The following is an 18383-nucleotide window of genomic DNA, read 5'->3' as shown; positions in this document are numbered from 1 at the left end:
GCGATGCTGTCTTGCGGCCACCCCGGCACGCCCCTAAATCAGTTGCATGACTATTGCTGCAAACAGCCTCGACCTGATCGGCAACACCCCGCTGGTGTTGCTGAAGGGGCCGAGCGAAGCCACTGGCTGCGAAATCTGGGGCAAGTGCGAATATGCCAACCCCGGCGGGTCGGTGAAGGACCGCGCCGCGCTTTACATCGTCCGCGATGCCGAAGCGAACGGCACGCTGCGCCCGGGCGGCACGATCGTCGAGGGGACTGCGGGCAACACCGGCATCGGGCTGGCGCTCGTCGGCAACGCGTTGGGGTATGAGACGATCATCGTCATGCCCGACAACCAGAGCGCCGAGAAAATGGCGACAATCCGCGCGCTCGGCGCCGAGCTGGTGCTGGTGCCGCCAGCGCCGTTCGCCAACCCCGGCCATTTCGTGCACACCTCGCGCCGCATTGCCGAGGAAACCGACAATGCGGTCTGGGCGAACCAGTTCGACAATATCGCCAACCGCAAATCGCATGTGATGGGGACCGCCGAGGAGATCTGGGAGCAGATGGGCGGCCGGATCGACGGTTTCACCTGTGCGGCGGGTACGGGCGGGACGATCGCAGGCACGGGGCTGGGGTTGAAGGCGCATAATCCCGACATTGTCATTGCGCTGACCGATCCGCATGGCGCCGGGCTGTATAATTATTACCAGTGCGGCGAATTGAAAGCCGAAGGCAGCAGCGTTGCCGAAGGCATCGGCCAGAACCGCATCACCGCCAACCTCGACGGCGCGCCGATCGACACCCAGTTCCGCATCTCAGATGCGGAGGGGCTGGCGGTCGTCCGGGCGCTGCTCGATGACGAAGGGCTGTGCCTGGGCCTGTCGTCGGGGATCAACGTCGCCGGCGCGATGGCGCTAGCGCGGGAGCTCGGCCCGGGCAAGCGTATCGCAACCATCCTGTGCGACAGCGGGTTTCGCTATCTCTCGACGCTCTACAACCCCGAGTGGCTGGCGAGCAAAGGTCTGGCGGAGGCGACAGCATGACCGATATGCGGATCGACAAAAATGCGCCGCCCAAGGTCGTGGTCCCGACGCCGGTCAACGACACGATGCGGCGGTTGCAGATCGGTATTGCCGGGGTGCTTACGGTGTTGTTGCTCGTCGGCATGGCGGGTCTGATCGGCGACCGCGCGCGCGAAAATGCAGAGAACGACACAGCGACCTCTGCCGAGGTCAAAATGCCCGGCGATGAAGTTAAGACCGGCGGCGCCGCGCTTGAAGAGCTGGGGGTTCAGCCGGTGTCCCCATCGTCGAAAGATGAAAATGCCGAGACACCTGTGAAGGTACCGCAGGCGGCACCGTCGCCCGCAACCGTTCCTGATCTTGAGCCCGATCCCGAATTGCAGCGCGCGCGCAAATCGGCCCCGTGACGATATTGTCGCGCCGCCTGTTGGTGCGCGCTGTTTCGATTGCTGTCTTGACGCTGCTGCTGACGTGGATCGGTGGCGGGCAAGCATGGCTTGGCCGGATCGATCCCGCGCTCGCGGTCCCCATCATCGCGCTGCCGATGCTGCTGCTGGCGCTGTGGCATCGCGGAGTGAGAACTGCGCTGCGATGGCGCACGTTGACTGCCGCTCTGGCGTTTCTGGCGGTGGCACAAGCCCTGCTTGGGTCCGTGCTGGCAGGATCGATGGCTTGGTTACAATTGGGAATTACGTTGCTGACCGGCGCGGCGGCAGCTTTTGTCGCCGATCGCTTGGTGCAATGGCGCCCGCGAAGGACAGTCCTGCCCTGGCTCGCCGGGGCGGTGCTGGTGATAGTCGGATTTGGGGGTGGCCATGGGCTGCTCGCTGCGCTCTATCGGCCCGCAACGGCATCGTCTTGCGCTCCGACGATGACGATGCTGACGGGCCTGCCTCTGCGCTGGTCGGGTAGCGGCGATATTGCGGCGATCATTGCCGATGGGGGAGGGGATGATCCGGCGCTGGCCCAGCTTGAGGCCATGGGGCAGGTGTCGCTGGTCGATAGTCTGGTCGATTCGGTACCGCCGCCGGGCGGTACGTTGCTCATTGCGCACCCGCGCGCGCTGGCGCCGCAGGAACTCGTGGCGATTGACGCCTTTGTCCGCGGTGGCGGCAAGGCGGTGGTGCTTGCCGATGCACTGTCGGGCTGGCCCGCGGCTCACCCACTCGGCGATCCGCGCAATCCGCCGGTGACCAGCTTGCTCACCCCGCTGCTCGATCATTGGGGGGTGGCGCTGGGCGCAGCACCGACCGATGACAACGCGGCGTCGGTGGTCGATGTCGAGGGCGCGCGGCTGCGCCTGTCGAGCGCCGGGGCGTTTGAACGCCTGCCGCCGACGTGCCGAAGCTTCGCCGACCGCCACGTCGCGCAATGCCGGATCGGAGCGGGCGAGGCGTGGCTGGTAGGTGATGCCGACCTGTTGTTTGCGCCCCTTTGGTCGCCGCTCGTGCCGGGGGCAGACCATCTTCGGCGGGCCGACACGATCGAATGGCTGTCGGCGCAGCTGTGGCCCGGTGCCGGGTTCGCGGTGCTGCAACCGCTTTGGATTCGCGCCCGCGCCAACTGAGGTGTCCTTTTGACCCCATTTTGCCCTGACGAAGCTGCGTCTTGCGGCTGCGCCGATCCGTGCCGACCGCATTTCGACCGACTATTTGGTCATTTTGCGACGATTAGGGGCTAGATTCCCTATTTCACCCTAAATTTCCCCTTTTCACCCCACTCTATAGTTGATAGTCAGGAATCGGAGAGGGGCAATCTCCGCCGAAACCGAACCAACTGGAATCACGCGATTCTGGGGCCAGGAAAGTATTGCCCGCAGGCGCATACGGGGGGGCAGAGCGATGGCGATTGTGACGCCCGGCCAGTATGCGGGAACCAGCTTCGCCGCGATCGATGGCAAGGGACGCATCGCCGTCCCCTCTCAGTTCCGCAACAATGTGCCCCTTACTGCGGACGGCCAGCGCGTGCTTTGGGTTGGCTTCCACGAAAAGCTGCCCTGCCTCGTTGCCTATGGCCACGATCAATATGACCGGCTGAATGGCGAGATCGAACGCGATCGCGATACGGCGCGTTCGCGCAACCTCGATTTCGACGAGGATGCCGAGTTTAAGAAGCGCTTCAGCTACACCGATGCCTATGCGCTCGACGACAGCGGGCGCTTCCTGCCCGGCTTCACCCACCGCGACCGCGTAGGCGACGTCGGTGCGACCGCCTTTGTCGGGTCGGGTCGCCGGTTTGAAATCTGGTGGCTGCCGACGCTCGCCGAATGCGCCGACGCCGATCCGGTGTTGCAGCGGCTCGCCGCGGCATGGGATGTGACCAAAGGGAAGGGGCGCAAATGAGCGATCTTTCCCGCGATCCCCGCCACGACCCCGTCCTGCGCGACGAAGTGATCGCCGCGCTCGCCATCGCCCCGGGTGAGCGTCATGTCGATGCGACCTTTGGTGCCGGTGGCTATACCCGCGCGATGCTCGCCGCGGGCGCCGACGTCGTCGCCTGCGACCGCGATCCCGATGCGATTGCCGAAGGACAGGTGCTGGTCGAGCAAGCCGATGGCAAGCTGACGCTGCTCCACGGCCGCTTTGGTGAAATCGACCGGTTGCTCGCCGAACGCGGCATCGACGCCGTCGATGGCATCACCTTCGACATCGGCGTCTCTTCGATGCAGCTCGACCAGGGCGAGCGCGGCTTTTCGTTCCAGAAAGACGGCCCACTCGACATGCGGATGGCGCAGGACGGCGAAAGCGCCGCCGAGTGGCTGAACCGCGCCGACGAGACCGAGATCGCCGATGTGCTGTTTCACTTTGGCGACGAGCGTCAGTCGCGCCGCGTCGCGCGCGCGATCGTCGCGGCGCGCCCGCTCAGCCGTACCGCCGAGCTGGCGACGGTGATCCGCAAGGCGCTGCGCCATCCGCCCGGCGCGCCCAAGGATCCGTCGACCAAGAGCTTTCAGGCGATCCGCATCCACATCAATTCCGAACTCGACGAGTTGGTCGCGGGGCTGGCCGCCGCTGAACGGTTGCTGCGCCCGGGCGGCCGGTTGGCGGTGGTCAGCTTTCACAGCACCGAAGACCGGATCGTGAAGAATTTTCTGCGCGAACGGAGCGGAAGCGATGCCGCCGGTTCGCGTCACCGGCCCGCGCCGATCCCTCTGGCGCGGGCCGCCACGTTCGAAACTCCGGCGCGCAAAGTGCGGCCGAGCAAGGCCGAAGAGGCGCGCAACCCGCGCGCTCGATCGGCCACGCTGCGCAGCGCGGTGCGGACAGCAGCCCCGGCCTGGCCGGGTCAATCCAATATGAAGGAGGCGATCTCATGCTGATGGCGGCGCGCAAACTTCAGGGCATCGGGCTGGTCCTGCTCGTGCTCATCTGTGCCATGATGCTCTATCCCGTGTCGCTGAAGGTCGCCGCGACGCGCAGCGAGCTGACGCGCATCGAAAAAGAGATTGAGCGCAGCCGCGACAATATCCGCTACCTCGAATCCGAACTCGCGGTGCGCGCGTCGATGCGCCAGCTCGAGCAGTGGAACGCCGACACCTTTGGTTATTCGGCGCCCGGTGCCGATCAGTATCTCGCCAACGAGCGACAGCTCGCCTCGCTGGATGGCCTGCCGCGCGCCCGCGGCGCCAACGAGGTCGCGCCGGTGTTGATGGCGATGGTATCGCCGGTCGCCCTTCCCGCAGCGCCAAAGGAAAGCCCGGTTGCAGCAAAGCCCGCTGCGACGAAGCCCGTCGTGCTGGCGCAGGCCGAAACCGGCATCCGCAGCGACGCTGTGCCGCGCATGACGCCGACCCGTCGCCGCGAGCAGCTCAAGATGATCGAGGACCAGTTGCTCGCCGAATCGACGCTCGCCGACCTGAAGCGTGCCGCCGCCGCCGAAACCGCAGGGGGCAAGCCCAGCCGATGAACACGCTGGTCGTCCGTCCGACGCGCGTGCGTACCGCTGGGGTGCGGCAGCAGATCTTGCTGACCGCGCAGCAGCGTCTGATGATCTTGATGCTGCTGTTCATGGCGGCATTTTTTCTGGTGTCGGTCCGTCTGGTCTATTTCGCGCTGTTCGATACCGGGTCGCGTAATGGGTCGGCGTCGGCCGCCTTCATCCCGGTGCGCGCCGATATCGTCGATCGCAACGGTGTGCCGCTGGCGCGCACGATCGACGGTTACGCGATCCGCGTCGTTCCCGAAAAGCTGCTCAATAACCGACAGTATCTGGCTGACGAACTGCACAAGATTTTTCCCGATATGCCCCGCGCCGAGCTGCTCGCCAAGGTCAGCGGACCGCGCCCGACTTATATCCGCCGCCGCGCGCTGCCTGACCAGGTCGCGGCGGTGAATGCGATCGGCGACGTCGGGTTTGATTTTCCGCGCGAAAAGGAGCGGTTGTATCCGCAGCTTTCGCTTGCTGCGCATGTGTTGGGCTTCACCGATGCCGCGGGACATGGCGTGACTGGGGTCGAAGGCGCGTTCGACAACCGCCTGATCGACAAGGCGACGCGCGGCGATCCGCTGGCCCTGTCGATCGACGCGCGCGTGCAGGGGGTGCTCGAAAGCGAATTGGGTTCGGCGGTTGCAAACCTTGAAGCCATCGGCGGCGCGGGGATCATCCTCGACGTTCACACGGGCGAAGTGATGGCGATGACGTCGCTGCCGACCTTCAACCCGAACAAGCTGAGCGGCAGCGATCCCGCGACGCGCCGCAATGCTATGACGCATAATCTGTATGAGCTTGGGTCGACCTTCAAGCCGTTGACCGTTGCCGCTGCGATCGACGCGGGCACCGTCACCAGCATGGCGCGCCGCTATGACGCGACGCAGCCGCTGGCGATCGCCGGGTTCCGGATCCGCGACAGCCATCCGTCGAACCGCTGGCTGAATGTGCCCGAGACTTTGATCCACAGTTCGAACATCACCACCGCGCGCATTTCCGACGAACTTGGTCGCGAAAAGATGGAGGCGATGTTCCGCAGCCTGGGATTCGACGGTCGCCCGCAGATCGATATCAAGGAACGCGCCTTTCCGCTGTGGCCGCGCGACTGGGGCCGGTTGACGACGATGACCACCGGGTACGGCCATGGCATTGCTGTTACCCCGCTGCATCTCGCCAGCGCTTATGCCGCGCTGGTCAACGGCGGCATTTATCGTCCGGCGACGGTCACCAAACTCGGCGACCAGGCGCCGCCCAAGGGCCGCCGCGTGTTCAAGGCCGCGACCAGCGCCCGGATGCGCCAGCTGCTGCGTCTGATCGTGTCCGACGGCACGGGCAAAAAGGCCGAAGCGCCTGGCTTCCGCGTCGGGGGCAAGACCGGCAGCGCCGAAAAGCCCGGCGCGGGCGGTTATCGCCGCAGCTCGGTCGTCGCGACCTTTGCCGCGGCCTTTCCGATGGACAATCCGCGCTACGTTGTGCTGGTGATGATCGATGAACCGAAGGGCAATGCCTTTAGTTCGGGCCAGCGTACTGCGGGCTGGACCGCGGCGCCGGTGGTGAGCAAGGTCGTCACCCGCGCCGGTCCGATGCTGGGCGTCTTCCCTGACGAAAGCCGCGACGTCGACGTGTCCGAACTCACCCCGCTGCTGTGGAGAAACGGGGAAGAGGAATAATGCGCCTGTCCGCGCTGATAGGGGACGCTGGGCCGGTGGGCACCGATCCGGTCGTCACCGGCCTTGCCATCGATCATCGCAAGGTCGCGCCGGGGACGATCTTCGGCGCGTTTGTCGGCGAAAAATTCAACGGCGAAGATTTCATTCCGGCGGCAGTCGAAGCCGGGGCGATTGCGGTTGTCGCGCGGCCCGAGGCGCCGGTTGCCGGCGCAGTGCATGTGGCCGATGCCAATCCGCGTCGCGCTTTTGCCCATATTGCGGCACATTATTTTCATCGTTTTCCCGCGACCTGCGTCGCAGTGACCGGGACCAACGGCAAGACGTCGACCGTCGAAATGACGCGGCAGCTGTGGCGGATGGCGGGCTTCTACGCCGCGTCGATCGGCACCCTGGGCATCACGACGTCGAACGACATCGCCTCGACCGGGCTGACCACGCCCGACATCGTGACCTTCCTGAGCAATATGTCTGGGCTGGCGACCGAGGGTGTCAGCCATGCGGCGTTCGAGGCGTCGAGCCATGGTCTTGAACAGTATCGCACCGAGGGGCTGCCGATCAAGGCGGCGGCGTTCACCAACCTCAGCCACGATCATCTCGACTATCATGGGACGATGGATGCCTATCTCGCCGCCAAGTTGCGGCTGTTTACCGAGGTGGTCGAGCAGGCCGGTACGGCAGTCGTATGGAACGACGATGCCTATTCGGCCGCCGTCATCGACGCGGTCCGCGCGCGCGGCGTGCGGCTGATGACCGTCGGCGCGATGGGCGACGACCTGCGCCTTGTTTCGCGCGAACCGACCCAGCTTGGCCAGTCGCTCGTCATCGCGGCGGGCGATGGGACCCACAAGATCGATCTGCCGCTGATCGGCGCTTATCAGGTCGCCAATGCGCTGGTATCGGCGGGCCTGGTCATCGCGACGGGCGGCGAGGTTGGCCAGACGCTTGCCAATCTGGCGCGGCTCCAGCCGGTGCGCGGGCGGCTCGAACGCGCCGCGATAACCCGCGCTGGCGCGCCAGTATATGTCGATTATGCCCACACCCCCGACGCGATCGAGGCGGCGCTCGATGCGCTGCGCCCGCACGCGAGCGGGCGGCTGATCCTGGTGTTCGGCGCCGGCGGCGACCGCGATCAGGCGAAGCGCCCCGGGATGGGCCGGGTGGCCGCCGCGAAAGCCGATGTGCTGATCATCACCGACGATAACCCGCGCGGCGAAGATCCGGCATTGATCCGCGCCGCGATTGCTTCGGGCGCGCCGACCGCTCAGGTTATCGGCGACCGCCGTGCCGCAATTGCTGCCGCGATTGCCGAGGCGCGCGCTGACGACATTGTCTGCATCGCGGGCAAGGGCCATGAACAGGGGCAGATCGTCGGCGCTGGCGCTGACATGCGCGTCATTCCCTTCGACGACGTCGCCGTCGCGCGCGAGTGCGCGGCATGACCCCGCTGTGGACCGCGCGCGCCATTGCTGCTGCCACGGGCGGGGAGGCGAGCCACGATTTTACCGTCCACGGCGTGGCGTTTGATTCGCGTGAGGTGACCGCAGGCGACCTGTTTGTCGCAATGCGCGGCGAGGCGACCGACGGGCACAAATTTATCGACAAGGCGATTGCGGCGGGAGCGTCGGGCATCGTCTGCGAAAGTACCATCGACCACCCGCATGTCCGCGTCGCCGACAGTTCCGCGGCGCTGAACGCGCTCGGCGCCGCGTCGCGCGCGCGCAGCCATGGCCGGATCATCGGCGTGACCGGGTCCGCGGGCAAGACCGGGACCAAGGAAGCATTGTTTGCGGCGCTCGATCGCTTCCGTCCCGGCAAGGCGCACCGCTCGGTCAAAAGTTATAACAACCATGTCGGCGTACCGCTCAGCCTGGCGCGGATGCCCTCGACCGCCGATTTCGGGGTGTTCGAGATGGGAATGAACCATGCCGGCGAACTCGCCGAACTGACGCGCATGGTCCGCCCGCATGTCGCCATCGTCACCACCATCGCCCCGGCGCATATGGAGTTTTTCGGCAGCGAAGAAGCTATCGCCGACGCGAAAGGCGAGATTTTCGAAGGGTTGGAGCCCGGCGGCACTGCGATCGTGCCCTTCGACAGCCCGCACTACGCGCGGCTGCGCGCCAAGGCCGAGCAGCACGCCGCGCATGTCATCAGCTTTGGGCTGGGTGCCGATGCCGATGTTCGCGCGGTCGATTGGCTTTCGGATGGCAAGGGCGGATCGCTCGTGACTGCGCAGGTGCAGGATGCGCTGCTGTGTTTCACCATCGCGCAGGCCGGGGCGCATTGGGTGTCCAATTCGCTCGCAGTGCTCGCGGCAGTGAAGGCGGTGGGCGGCGACCTGCCCGCAGCAGGACTGGCCTTTGCCGAAATGGCGGGGCTCGCCGGGCGCGGCGCGCGCCACCGCGCGCCGTACGGCAGCGGGCATATTTTGCTGATCGACGAGAGCTATAATGCCAACCCCGCTTCGATGGCGGCGACGATCGGCCAGCTCGGCAGCGAATCGGGCGAGCGCCGGATCGCGATTCTGGGAGCGATGAAGGAACTTGGTCCTGACGGCGCGGCCTATCATGCCGACCTCGCGGCTCCACTCGTCGCAGCCGGGGTGCAATTCGCCCTGCTTGTCGGCGACGAGATGGCGCCGCTGGCAAAGGCGCTTGAGGGTCAGATTGATTTCGCGCATGTCGCCGACCAATCGGCCGCCAGAGCGCGGCTAGGCGACTTGATCCTTCCCGGCGATACGGTGCTGATCAAGGGGTCGAACAGCGTCGGCCTGTCGCATCTGGTGACCGCGCTGACCAACGGGGAATTTTGATGCTTTACTGGCTGGCGGAATGGCTCGGCTTTCCGGGGGTTCTCAACCTAATTCGCTATCTGAGCTTCCGCTCGGGCGCCGCGGTTGCGACCGCGCTGATCATCGGGCTGTGGATCGGGCCTCGCTTCATCCTGATGCTGCGTATGCGGCAAGGAAAGGGCCAGCCGATCCGCGAGGACGGGCCACAAAGCCACCTTGCAAAAAAAGGCACGCCGACAATGGGCGGGCTGATGATCCTCATCTCGCTGATGATCTCGGCGCTGCTGTGGATGGACCTGTCGAACCGCTTTGTATGGGCGTGTATTTTTGTGACCGGCGGGTTCGCGGCGGTCGGTTTCCTCGACGATCTCGACAAGGTCACCAAGGCCAGCCACCGCGGTATTCCGGGGCGGGTGCGGCTGTTGATCGAGTTTTTGATCGCGGGCGTGGCGGTGTTCCTGATCGTGTCGCGCACCGGCACCGACCTGTATCTGCCGTTTTTCAGCGGTATCGTGCTCGAACTCGGGCCGCTCTATTATGTGTTTGCGATGGTGCTGATCGTCGGCTTTGGCAACGCGGTGAACCTGACCGACGGGCTGGATGGTCTCGCGACCTTCCCGGTGATCATCGCCAGCATGGCCATGCTGATCATCGTTTACCTGTCGGGCAACGCGAAGTTCGCTGAATATCTGGGCATTCCGCACGTCGCGGGGGCGGGTGAGCTCGCCATCTTCGCCGCCGCGATCATCGGCGCCTGTCTGGCCTTCCTGTGGTTCAACGCCCCGCCCGCGGCGGTGTTCATGGGCGATACCGGTAGCCTCGCACTCGGCGGCGCGCTGGCGACGATCGCGGTGACCGCGCAGCACGAACTGGTGCTGGTGCTGATCGGCGGGCTGTTCGTGGTCGAGGCCTTGTCGGTGATCATCCAGGTGTTCTGGTACAAGCGCACCGGCAAGCGGGTGTTCCGCATGGCGCCGATCCACCATCATTTCGAACAATTGGGCTGGCCCGAATCGACCGTGGTTATCCGTTTCTGGATCGTGTCGATCGTCCTTGCGCTCGCGGGACTCGCGACCTTGAAACTGCGGTGATCACCTCGCGCGCCTTTGCCGGACGCCGCTATGCGGTGCTGGGGCTGGCGCGCTCGGGGCTCGCGACGGTCGAGGCTCTCGTCGCCAGCGGCGCCGGGGTCACCGCCTGGGACGACCGCGAGGAGGCGTGCGACGATGCGATGGCGCTGGGCGCCGACATTGGCAATCCGCTCGACATCGACCTGATCGGTTTCGCCGGGGTCGTCGTCTCGCCGGGCGTGCCACTCAATCGCCACCCGATCGCGGCCCATGCGCGTGAGGCGCATGTGCCGGTGATCGGCGACGTCGAGCTGTTTGCCGAGGCGCGGGGCGACCTGCCGCCGCACAAGGTCGTCGGGATCACCGGGACCAACGGCAAGTCGACTGTCACTGCGCTGATCCACCATATGCTGGAGAGCGCGGGGGTCCCGTCGTTGATGGGAGGCAATATCGGGCTGCCGATCCTGTCGCGCGACCCGCTGCCCGAGGGCGGGGTCTATGTGCTTGAATTGTCGAGCTACCAGATCGACCTGTCGCACAGCTTGGCGTGCGACGTCGCGGTTCTTACGAATCTCAGCCCCGATCACCTCGACCGCTATGACGGCTTTACCGGCTATGCTGCGTCGAAGGCGCGGCTGTTCGGCTTGCAGCGCCGCGATCAGGTCGCGATCGTTGCGATCGATGACGATCCGTCGAAGATGATCGCGAGCCGGATCAATCATCGGCTGCACCGCGTGTCGGGCCAGGACATCGATCCGGTCGACCAGCACCGCTGGCCCGCGCTGCAAGGCCCGCACAATGCGCAGAACGCCGTCTGCGCAATTGCCGTGTGCCGGGTGCTGGGATTGAACGACGAACAGATTGAGCGCGGCCTCGCGACCTACACGTCGCTGCCGCATCGCATGGAATTGGTCGGCGAAGTCGCTGGTGTCCGCTGGTTCAATGACAGCAAGGCGACCAACGCGGCTTCCGCTGCACCGGCGCTGGCGGCCTTTCCGCCGGCGCCGGACCAGCGTTTGCACTGGATTGTCGGCGGGCAGGCGAAAGGCGACGGGCTGGCGTCGTGCCGCCCGTGGCTCGGCCATGTCAAGCAGGCGTATCTGATCGGCGCTGCGATGGAATCTTTTGCCGCCGAGATAGGCGATGCGGTTCCGGTCGATTATTCCGGCGATATGGCGACGGCGGTTGCGCATGCGGCGGCGGCGGCAAAGGCCGGCGACATCGTGCTGCTGTCGCCCGCCTGCGCGTCGTTCGACCAGTTCAAGGATTTTGAGCAGCGCGGCGATGTCTTTCGCGGACTTGTGCAGGCGCTTGGGACATGAGCGGGGGATTGGACAATATGGACGCCACGACCGAACGGCCGGTGATCGCGGCGACGCGCACCGTCAAGCGCCGCGGCCCGCGGCTCAGCCGCGCCGACCGCACCCCGCTGGGCCTGTGGTTCTGGGAAATCGACCGCGTCCTGCTGCTGCTGGTGTCGATGCTGGTCGCAATCGGGTTGGTCGCGGTCGCCGCAGCGTCACCGGTGGCGGCGCAGAAATTGTCGACCAGCACGGCGTCGCTTGATCCGCTTTATTATTTCTATCGCCAGCTGATGTGGGTGATCGTCGGGGTGCCGGTGATGCTGGGTGTGTCGATGCTGCCCAAGGCGCAGGCGCGGCGTTTCGCGATTTACGGCACGATCATCTTTCTAGTCCTGCTGTTCCTCGTGCCGTTGTTGGGCACCACGGTGAACGGCGCGCAGCGCTGGATCGGCAGCGGAATTTTCCGGTTGCAGCCGTCGGAGTTCCTCAAGCCCTTCTTCGCCGTGTCCCTCGCGTGGATATTGTCGCTCCGTTTGCACGATCAGACCCTGCCGGTCGTCCCGCTCAGCTTTGTGTTGACCGGGGTGATCGCGGTGTTGCTGATGGGCCAACCCGATCTCGGCCAGACCGTCATCTTCGCCGCGACCTGGCTGGTGCTGGTGCTGGTCGCTGGGCTGTCGATGCGGATCATGGGGATGCTCGCGGCGACCGGGGTCGTCGGCATCATCCTCGCTTATTTCTTCTATCCGGTGGCGCAGCAGCGCATCAATATCTGGCTGTTCGCCGAGGGTGACAGTTTTCAGGTCGACAAGGCCCATGCGACCCTGACCGCAGGCGGGCTGATCGGCACCGGTCCGGGCGCAGGGTTGGCGAAATTCCAGCTGCCCGAAGCGCACACCGATTATATCTTCTCGGTCATCGGCGAAGAATTCGGGATGATCGCGTGCATCGCGATCGCGATACTCTATCTCGCGATCATCGTGCGGGTGCTGGTGCGCCTGCTCGACGAGGAGGATAGTTTCCTGATCCTCGCGGTCGCGGCGCTGATCGCGCAATTCGGCGGGCAGGCGGTGATCAACATGGCGGTTAATACGCAGATATTCCCGTCGAAAGGCATGACATTGCCATTCATCAGCTATGGTGGTTCGTCGTTCATCGCGCTGTCGATCGGCATGGGTTTGCTCTTGTCGCTGACCCGGCGAAACCCCTATGCGGCGCGGGTGTCGATGACCCGCAACTGGAACAAGAAATGACTGCAACGCGCCACTATCTGCTCGCCGCCGGTGGGACGGGGGGACATATGCTGCCCGCCTATGCCCTTGCGGGCGAACTGATTGCGCGTGGTCACCGCGTCGCGCTGGTCAGCGATGACCGCGGCCTGAAAATTCCTGGCGCGCCGCATGAGCTTGAAACGCATGTGCTGCCCGCGGGGCGTGTCACGGGCGGTCCGGTCGGCTGGATAAAAGCGGCGCTGGCGATCCGCCAAGGGCGCCGCATGGCGATCGACTTGATCCGCGACTTCGACCCGGCGGTCGTCGTCGGCTTCGGCGGTTATCCGTCGCTGCCCAGCCTGCTTGCGGCGGGCGCGACGAAACGGCCGCGCGTGCTGCACGAACAAAATGCCGTGCTCGGCCGCGTCAATCGCATGATGGCGCCGCGCGTCGATGCGGTGGCGGTCGCTTACCACAATATCCGACGTTACCCGGCGGGGCATGAGCTGAAGAAACATATCACCGGCAATCCGGTGCGCGACGATATTATCGCAATCCGTGAGGAAGGTTTTCCGCCGCTGACTGAGGACGGCATTTTTCGCCTGCTCGTGGTCGGCGGCAGCTTGGGCGCGACCGTGCTCAGCGACGTTGTCCCCGCCGCGATCGCGATGCTGCCGCGCGCGCTGCTCGACCGGTTGCAGGTGGTGCAGCAATGCCGCGAGGCCGATCTGGAAGAGGTGCGTGGCAAATATGCCGACATGGGGGTCGCCGCCGAGTGCGCGACCTATATTGCCGATTTCCCCGACCGGCTGCGCTGGGCGCATCTGGTGATCGCGCGCGCCGGGGCATCCACGGTCGCTGAGCTGGCCTGCGCCGGGCGACCGGCGATCTTCGTTCCCTATCCGCACGCGATGGACAATCACCAGACCTGGAATGTCGTCGACATGGTTCAGGCGGGCGGGGCGCGGTCGATCCCGCAGCCGCAATTCACCGCAAGCGAGCTTGCCAAGCAGATCCAGCGCATGGCGCTTGAACCTGGCGCGCTGGAAAATGCCGCCGCGCGCGCCGCGAGCTGCGGCCTGCCCGACGCGACCCGCGATCTGGCCGATCTGGTCGAATCGCTCGCGGCGCCGCCGATGATGGACGTCATCCGCGTCGGTGCGCCGTCGGGCCAGCGCGCCACAGCGAGCGGCATGGCGTCGGCCCGCATGGGAGGCGAATGATGCGCGGCGTTGCGACCGACATCGGCACCATCCATTTCATCGGTATCGGCGGCATCGGCATGTCGGGGATCGCCGAAGTGATGCACAACCTGGGTTATCAGGTGCAGGGCAGCGACATCGCCGACGGCTATGTCATCGAAGGCTTGCGCAAGCGCGGGATCAAGGTTGCAATCGGTCATGACGCCGCGAACGTCGATGGCGTCGCGGTCGTCGTCACCTCGACCGCGGTAAAGCGCGGCAATCCCGAGGTCGAGGCAGCGCTCGCGCACCGCATCCCGCTCGTCCGCCGCGCCGAAATGCTCGCCGAGTTGATGCGGCTGAAATCCACCGTCGCCATCGCTGGCACCCACGGCAAGACGACGACGACCAGCCTTGTCGCCGCGCTACTCGACGCGGGCGGCATCGATCCGACGGTGATCAACGGCGGCATCATCAACAATTATGGCTCGAACGCGCGCCTCGGCGCCAGCGACTGGATGGTGGTCGAGGCCGACGAGAGCGACGGCAGCTTTCTCCGCCTCGACGGCACGATCGCGGTCGTCACCAACATCGATCCCGAACATCTCGACCATTATGGCAGCTTCGACGCGATCAAGGACGCCTTCGTCGAGTTCATCGAGAATGTACCTTTCTATGGCGCGGCGATGCTCTGTCTCGACCATCCCGAAGTGCAGGCGATCATTCCGCGCATCCGCGACCGGCGGATCGTGACCTATGGCTTCTCGGCGCAGGCCGACGTGCGCGGCACCAATGTGGTGCCCGGTCCTGACGGCAACCGCTTCGACGTCGTCGTGCGCGACCGCGACGGGAACAGCCGGACGATCGAGGGCATCCATTTGCCGATGTCGGGCCGCCACAATGTCCAGAATTCGCTCGCTGCGATTGCGGTCGCGCTCCACATGGGGGTCAGTGACGACAAGATCGTTTCGGGCTTCAACGGCTTTGCCGGGGTCAAGCGCCGCTTCACCAAGGTTGGCGAGATCGCGGTCGAGGGCGGCGTGGTTACGGTGATCGACGACTACGCCCACCACCCGGTCGAAATCCGGGCGGTGCTGTCGGCGGCGCGCGAAGGTGTCGGGGCAGGGCGCGTCGTCGGCGTGGTTCAGCCGCACCGCTTCACGCGCCTGCGCGACCATATGGACGATTTCCAGCAGGCATTTAACGACGCCGACATGGTGCTGGCGCTGCCGGTCTATGCCGCGGGCGAGGCGCCGATCGATGGCGTGTCATCATACGCGCTGGTCGCGGGTTTGCGCGATCGCGGGCATCGGCAGGCGAGCGTCGTTGCGGATGCGGGGGCGCTGGCCTCGGCCATCGCCGCGAGCATTGCCGCGGGCGATCTGGGCGCGGGCGATATGGTGATCTGCCTTGGTGCGGGTGATATTACGAAGATGGCAGCGGGTTTGGCGAACGCGGTGGAGGCGGCGTGAGCACCGCCGAAACGCTTCCCGTCGTGCGCGGCAAGTTGACGGCGAAGGCGCCGCTGGCGCCGCTCGTCTGGTTCAAGTCGGGTGGCCCCGCCGACTGGCTGTTCGAACCCAAGGACGCGGGTGACCTGTCGGATTTCCTTCGCGACTTGGATCCTGCCATCCCGGTGATGGCACTCGGCCTCGGCTCGAACCTCATCGTCCGCGACGGCGGCTTCCCGGGCGTCGTCGTCCGGCTCGGCAAGACCTTTGCCAAGGTGGCGGTTGAGGATGGGCAGACGCTAAGCTGCGGCGGCGGCGCTTCTGGCATTCTGGTCTCTTCGACGGCACGGGATGCCGGTGTAGGGGGCCTCGAGTTTCTTCGCTCCATTCCGGGCACCGTTGGCGGCTTCGTCCGCATGAACGGCGGCGCCTACGGCCGCGAGGTGAAGGACATACTGATCGATGCCGACGTGGTGCTGCGGTCGGGCGAGCGCCGCACGTTGTCGCTCGCCGACCTCGGCTACACCTATCGCCACAGCGAGCTGCCCGAGGGGGCAGTTGTTATCGGCGCGACCTTCCGCGGTCGGCCCGGCGAGCCCGCGGTGATCCAGGCCGAAATGGACCGCATCTCCGCAAGCCGCGAAGCGTCGCAGCCGCTGCGTTCGAAAACCGGTGGCTCGACCTTCAAGAACCCCGACGGCCACAAGGCTTGGCAGCTCGTCGACGAGGCCGGGTGTCGTGGTTTCGCGGTCGGCGGTGCGCAGGTCAGCGAAAAGCACACCAATTTTTTGATCAACACCGGCGATGCGACCAGCGCCGACATCGAAGCGCTCGGTGAAGAAGTTCGCCGCCGCGTGAAGAACAAGAGCGGCGTGGATTTGCAATGGGAGATTCAACGCGTGGGTAAGCCCGAATGAGCCGGGGACCGTGGCATGTCGCCGTCCTGATGGGCGGCTGGTCGGCTGAGCGCGAAGTGTCGCTGATGAGCGGCAACGGCGTTGCCGACGCGCTCGAAAGCCGCGGGCACAAGGTCACGCGCATCGACATGGATCGCGACGTGGCGCAGCGGCTGGCCGAGGCGAAACCCGACGTCGTATTCAATGCGCTGCATGGTGTTCCGGGCGAAGACGGTACGGTGCAGGGCATGCTCGACCTGATGGGGCTCAAATATACCCACAGCGGGCTCGTCACCTCAGTGATCGCCATCGACAAGGAATTGACGAAGCAGGCGCTGGTGCCGCATGGTATTCCGATGCCGACGGGGACCATGGTCGACAGCGAGAGCCTTTATTCCATCGACCCCTTGCCGCGCCCCTATGTGCTGAAGCCCGTCAACGAGGGCTCGTCGGTCGGGGTCGCGATCGTCAAGGACGACAGCAATTACGGCAACCCGATCGCGCGCGAGGCCGTCGGTCCGTGGCAGGAATTCGACCGCCTGCTCGCCGAACCTTTTATCAAGGGGCGCGAGCTGACCGTTGCGGTGCTTGGCGATCAGGCGCTCGCGGTGACCGAGCTGCGCGTCAAGTCGGGTTTCTACGATTATGACGCCAAATATACCGACGGACTGACCGAGCATGTCTGCCCCGCCGATGTCCCCGCTGACGTCGCGCAGCGGATGATGGACCTGGCGCTGCAATCGCATCGCCTGCTCGGCTGCAAGGGCGCCTCGCGCTCCGATTTTCGCTGGGACGACGAACATGGGCTGGCGGGCATCTATCTGCTCGAAGTCAACACCCAGCCGGGGATGACGCCGCTCAGCCTCGTGCCCGAACAGGGGCGCGCGGTCGGCATGGATTATGCCGAACTGGTCGAACGCATCGTGGGGGAAGCGTTATGAGTAACACGCGGATCAAACGCGGCAGCTCGCCGCCACGCCGACCAGCACGGACGCCGAAGAAGCGCCGCAAGGTGCAGACGTCGCGGCTCAACGCGATCATCAACGCGCTGCCGATCAGCCCGCAGCGGCTGCAGAAAGTCGCCAACTGGACAATCGGGCTCAGCCTGTTCGCGGTCGCGGGCCTTGCCGCCCACGCCACCGGGGTCACCGCCAAGATGGATGAGGAATATGCGCAGGCGGTCGGCCGCGCTGGGTTTCAGGTCAAGAAGGTCGAGGTCGTTGGGGCCGATCGTATTGACCGGCTGAAAGTTTACGACATTGCGCTGGCGCAAAAGGACCGCTCGATGGCGGCGGTCGACCTCGACGGCGTGCGCGGCGATTTGATGCGCTATGGCTGGATCAAGGATGCGCGCGTGTCGCGGCGGCTGCCCGATACGTTGGTCGTCGACATCGTCGAGCGCACCCCGGCGGCGATCTGGCAGCATAATAATCGCCTGTCGTTGATCGACGAAAAGGGCGTGGTGCTTGAGTCGGTGACCGTCGCGACGATGCCCGACCTGCCGTTGGTTATCGGCCCCAAGGCGAACCAGCGCTCGCAGGATCTCGACCGCTTGCTGGCCGAGGCGAGCTCGTTGAAAGAATTGCTCGCGGGCGCGACCTGGGTCGGCAACCGCCGCTGGGATTTGCGTTTCCGGAGCGGTGAAACGCTATCGCTCCCCGAAGGTGAAGTTGCGGCAAAGGCCGCGCTCGCCAAGTTTGCGCATCTGGATGGCGCCAACCGCTTGCTCGGGCGCGGCATCCTGCGTTTCGACATGCGCGATCCGGCGCGGTTCGTGCTACGCCTGCCGCATGAGGGGCAGGTGGCGCCCGCAAAGCTCGACGACGTACGCGCCGCGGTCGATGCGGTCGCGACCACCGCGTCGAACGAGGGATAG

17 protein-coding genes are annotated in these 18383 nt (G+C 65.5%); all 17 read left to right on the top strand.

Features of this window, described 5'->3' with window-relative positions:
- Nucleotides 1–46: 46 nt before the first annotated feature.
- Entirely contained in the window at nucleotides 47–1027 is a 981-nt protein-coding gene (locus tag K0M74_RS04370; protein WP_293968466.1) for a cysteine synthase A, read from the top strand.
- A complete protein-coding gene (locus tag K0M74_RS04365; protein ID WP_293968464.1) occupies nucleotides 1024–1413 on the top strand; it encodes a hypothetical protein in 390 nt (129 codons plus the stop codon). The genes K0M74_RS04370 and K0M74_RS04365 overlap by 4 nt, the downstream gene beginning before the upstream one ends.
- Nucleotides 1410–2573, top strand: a complete 1164-nt coding sequence (locus K0M74_RS04360) for a hypothetical protein (protein ID WP_293968462.1) — start codon at nucleotides 1410–1412, stop codon at nucleotides 2571–2573. The genes K0M74_RS04365 and K0M74_RS04360 overlap by 4 nt, the downstream gene beginning before the upstream one ends.
- Before the next feature lie 274 nt (nucleotides 2574–2847).
- Nucleotides 2848–3348: a division/cell wall cluster transcriptional repressor MraZ gene (locus K0M74_RS04355; RefSeq protein WP_293968460.1), complete on the top strand. Its 501-nt coding sequence runs from the start codon at nucleotides 2848–2850 to the stop codon at nucleotides 3346–3348.
- Complete coding sequence (rsmH, locus tag K0M74_RS04350; RefSeq protein WP_293968458.1) at nucleotides 3345–4325, top strand: 16S rRNA (cytosine(1402)-N(4))-methyltransferase RsmH; 981 nt, start codon at nucleotides 3345–3347, stop codon at nucleotides 4323–4325. The genes K0M74_RS04355 and rsmH overlap by 4 nt, the downstream gene beginning before the upstream one ends.
- The gene (locus tag K0M74_RS04345; protein WP_293968456.1) at nucleotides 4319–4912 is read left to right on the top strand and encodes a hypothetical protein; all 594 of its coding nucleotides are present in this window, start codon (nucleotides 4319–4321) and stop codon (nucleotides 4910–4912) included. The genes rsmH and K0M74_RS04345 overlap by 7 nt, the downstream gene beginning before the upstream one ends.
- The gene (locus K0M74_RS04340) at nucleotides 4909–6603 is read left to right on the top strand and encodes a penicillin-binding protein 2 (RefSeq protein WP_293968454.1); all 1695 of its coding nucleotides are present in this window, start codon (nucleotides 4909–4911) and stop codon (nucleotides 6601–6603) included. Before K0M74_RS04345 ends, K0M74_RS04340 begins: the two co-directional genes overlap by 4 nt.
- Nucleotides 6603–8042, top strand: a complete 1440-nt coding sequence (locus K0M74_RS04335) for a UDP-N-acetylmuramoyl-L-alanyl-D-glutamate--2,6-diaminopimelate ligase (protein WP_293968452.1) — start codon at nucleotides 6603–6605, stop codon at nucleotides 8040–8042. Before K0M74_RS04340 ends, K0M74_RS04335 begins: the two co-directional genes overlap by 1 nt.
- Entirely contained in the window at nucleotides 8039–9415 is a 1377-nt protein-coding gene (gene murF, locus K0M74_RS04330; RefSeq protein ID WP_293968450.1) for a UDP-N-acetylmuramoyl-tripeptide--D-alanyl-D-alanine ligase, read from the top strand. Before K0M74_RS04335 ends, murF begins: the two co-directional genes overlap by 4 nt.
- The gene (gene mraY, locus K0M74_RS04325) at nucleotides 9415–10485 is read left to right on the top strand and encodes a phospho-N-acetylmuramoyl-pentapeptide-transferase (RefSeq protein WP_088440310.1); all 1071 of its coding nucleotides are present in this window, start codon (nucleotides 9415–9417) and stop codon (nucleotides 10483–10485) included. The genes murF and mraY overlap by 1 nt, the downstream gene beginning before the upstream one ends.
- Nucleotides 10482–11786 carry a UDP-N-acetylmuramoyl-L-alanine--D-glutamate ligase gene (gene murD, locus K0M74_RS04320; protein ID WP_293968447.1) on the top strand — a complete coding sequence of 435 codons (1305 nt, stop codon included), beginning with the start codon at nucleotides 10482–10484 and terminating at the stop codon, nucleotides 11784–11786. Before mraY ends, murD begins: the two co-directional genes overlap by 4 nt.
- Nucleotides 11783–13021, top strand: a complete 1239-nt coding sequence (locus K0M74_RS04315) for a putative peptidoglycan glycosyltransferase FtsW (RefSeq protein WP_293968445.1) — start codon at nucleotides 11783–11785, stop codon at nucleotides 13019–13021. Before murD ends, K0M74_RS04315 begins: the two co-directional genes overlap by 4 nt.
- The gene (murG, locus tag K0M74_RS04310) at nucleotides 13018–14202 is read left to right on the top strand and encodes an undecaprenyldiphospho-muramoylpentapeptide beta-N-acetylglucosaminyltransferase (protein ID WP_293968443.1); all 1185 of its coding nucleotides are present in this window, start codon (nucleotides 13018–13020) and stop codon (nucleotides 14200–14202) included. The genes K0M74_RS04315 and murG overlap by 4 nt, the downstream gene beginning before the upstream one ends.
- Complete coding sequence (gene murC, locus K0M74_RS04305) at nucleotides 14202–15632, top strand: UDP-N-acetylmuramate--L-alanine ligase (protein ID WP_293968493.1); 1431 nt, start codon at nucleotides 14202–14204, stop codon at nucleotides 15630–15632. The genes murG and murC overlap by 1 nt, the downstream gene beginning before the upstream one ends.
- Nucleotides 15629–16528, top strand: a complete 900-nt coding sequence (murB, locus tag K0M74_RS04300; protein WP_293968441.1) for a UDP-N-acetylmuramate dehydrogenase — start codon at nucleotides 15629–15631, stop codon at nucleotides 16526–16528. Before murC ends, murB begins: the two co-directional genes overlap by 4 nt.
- Nucleotides 16525–17448 carry a D-alanine--D-alanine ligase gene (locus K0M74_RS04295; RefSeq protein ID WP_088440305.1) on the top strand — a complete coding sequence of 308 codons (924 nt, stop codon included), beginning with the start codon at nucleotides 16525–16527 and terminating at the stop codon, nucleotides 17446–17448. Before murB ends, K0M74_RS04295 begins: the two co-directional genes overlap by 4 nt.
- On the top strand, nucleotides 17445–18383 hold the full coding sequence (locus tag K0M74_RS04290; RefSeq protein ID WP_293968438.1) for a cell division protein FtsQ/DivIB: 939 nt from the start codon (nucleotides 17445–17447) through the stop codon (nucleotides 18381–18383). Before K0M74_RS04295 ends, K0M74_RS04290 begins: the two co-directional genes overlap by 4 nt.

The sequence above is a fragment of the Sphingopyxis sp. genome (assembly GCF_019459305.1).
In the GTDB taxonomy this organism is placed as follows: domain Bacteria; phylum Pseudomonadota; class Alphaproteobacteria; order Sphingomonadales; family Sphingomonadaceae; genus Sphingopyxis.
The sequence above is the reverse complement of the archived record's forward strand: the minus strand, read 5'-3'. Positions and strand labels throughout refer to the sequence as shown.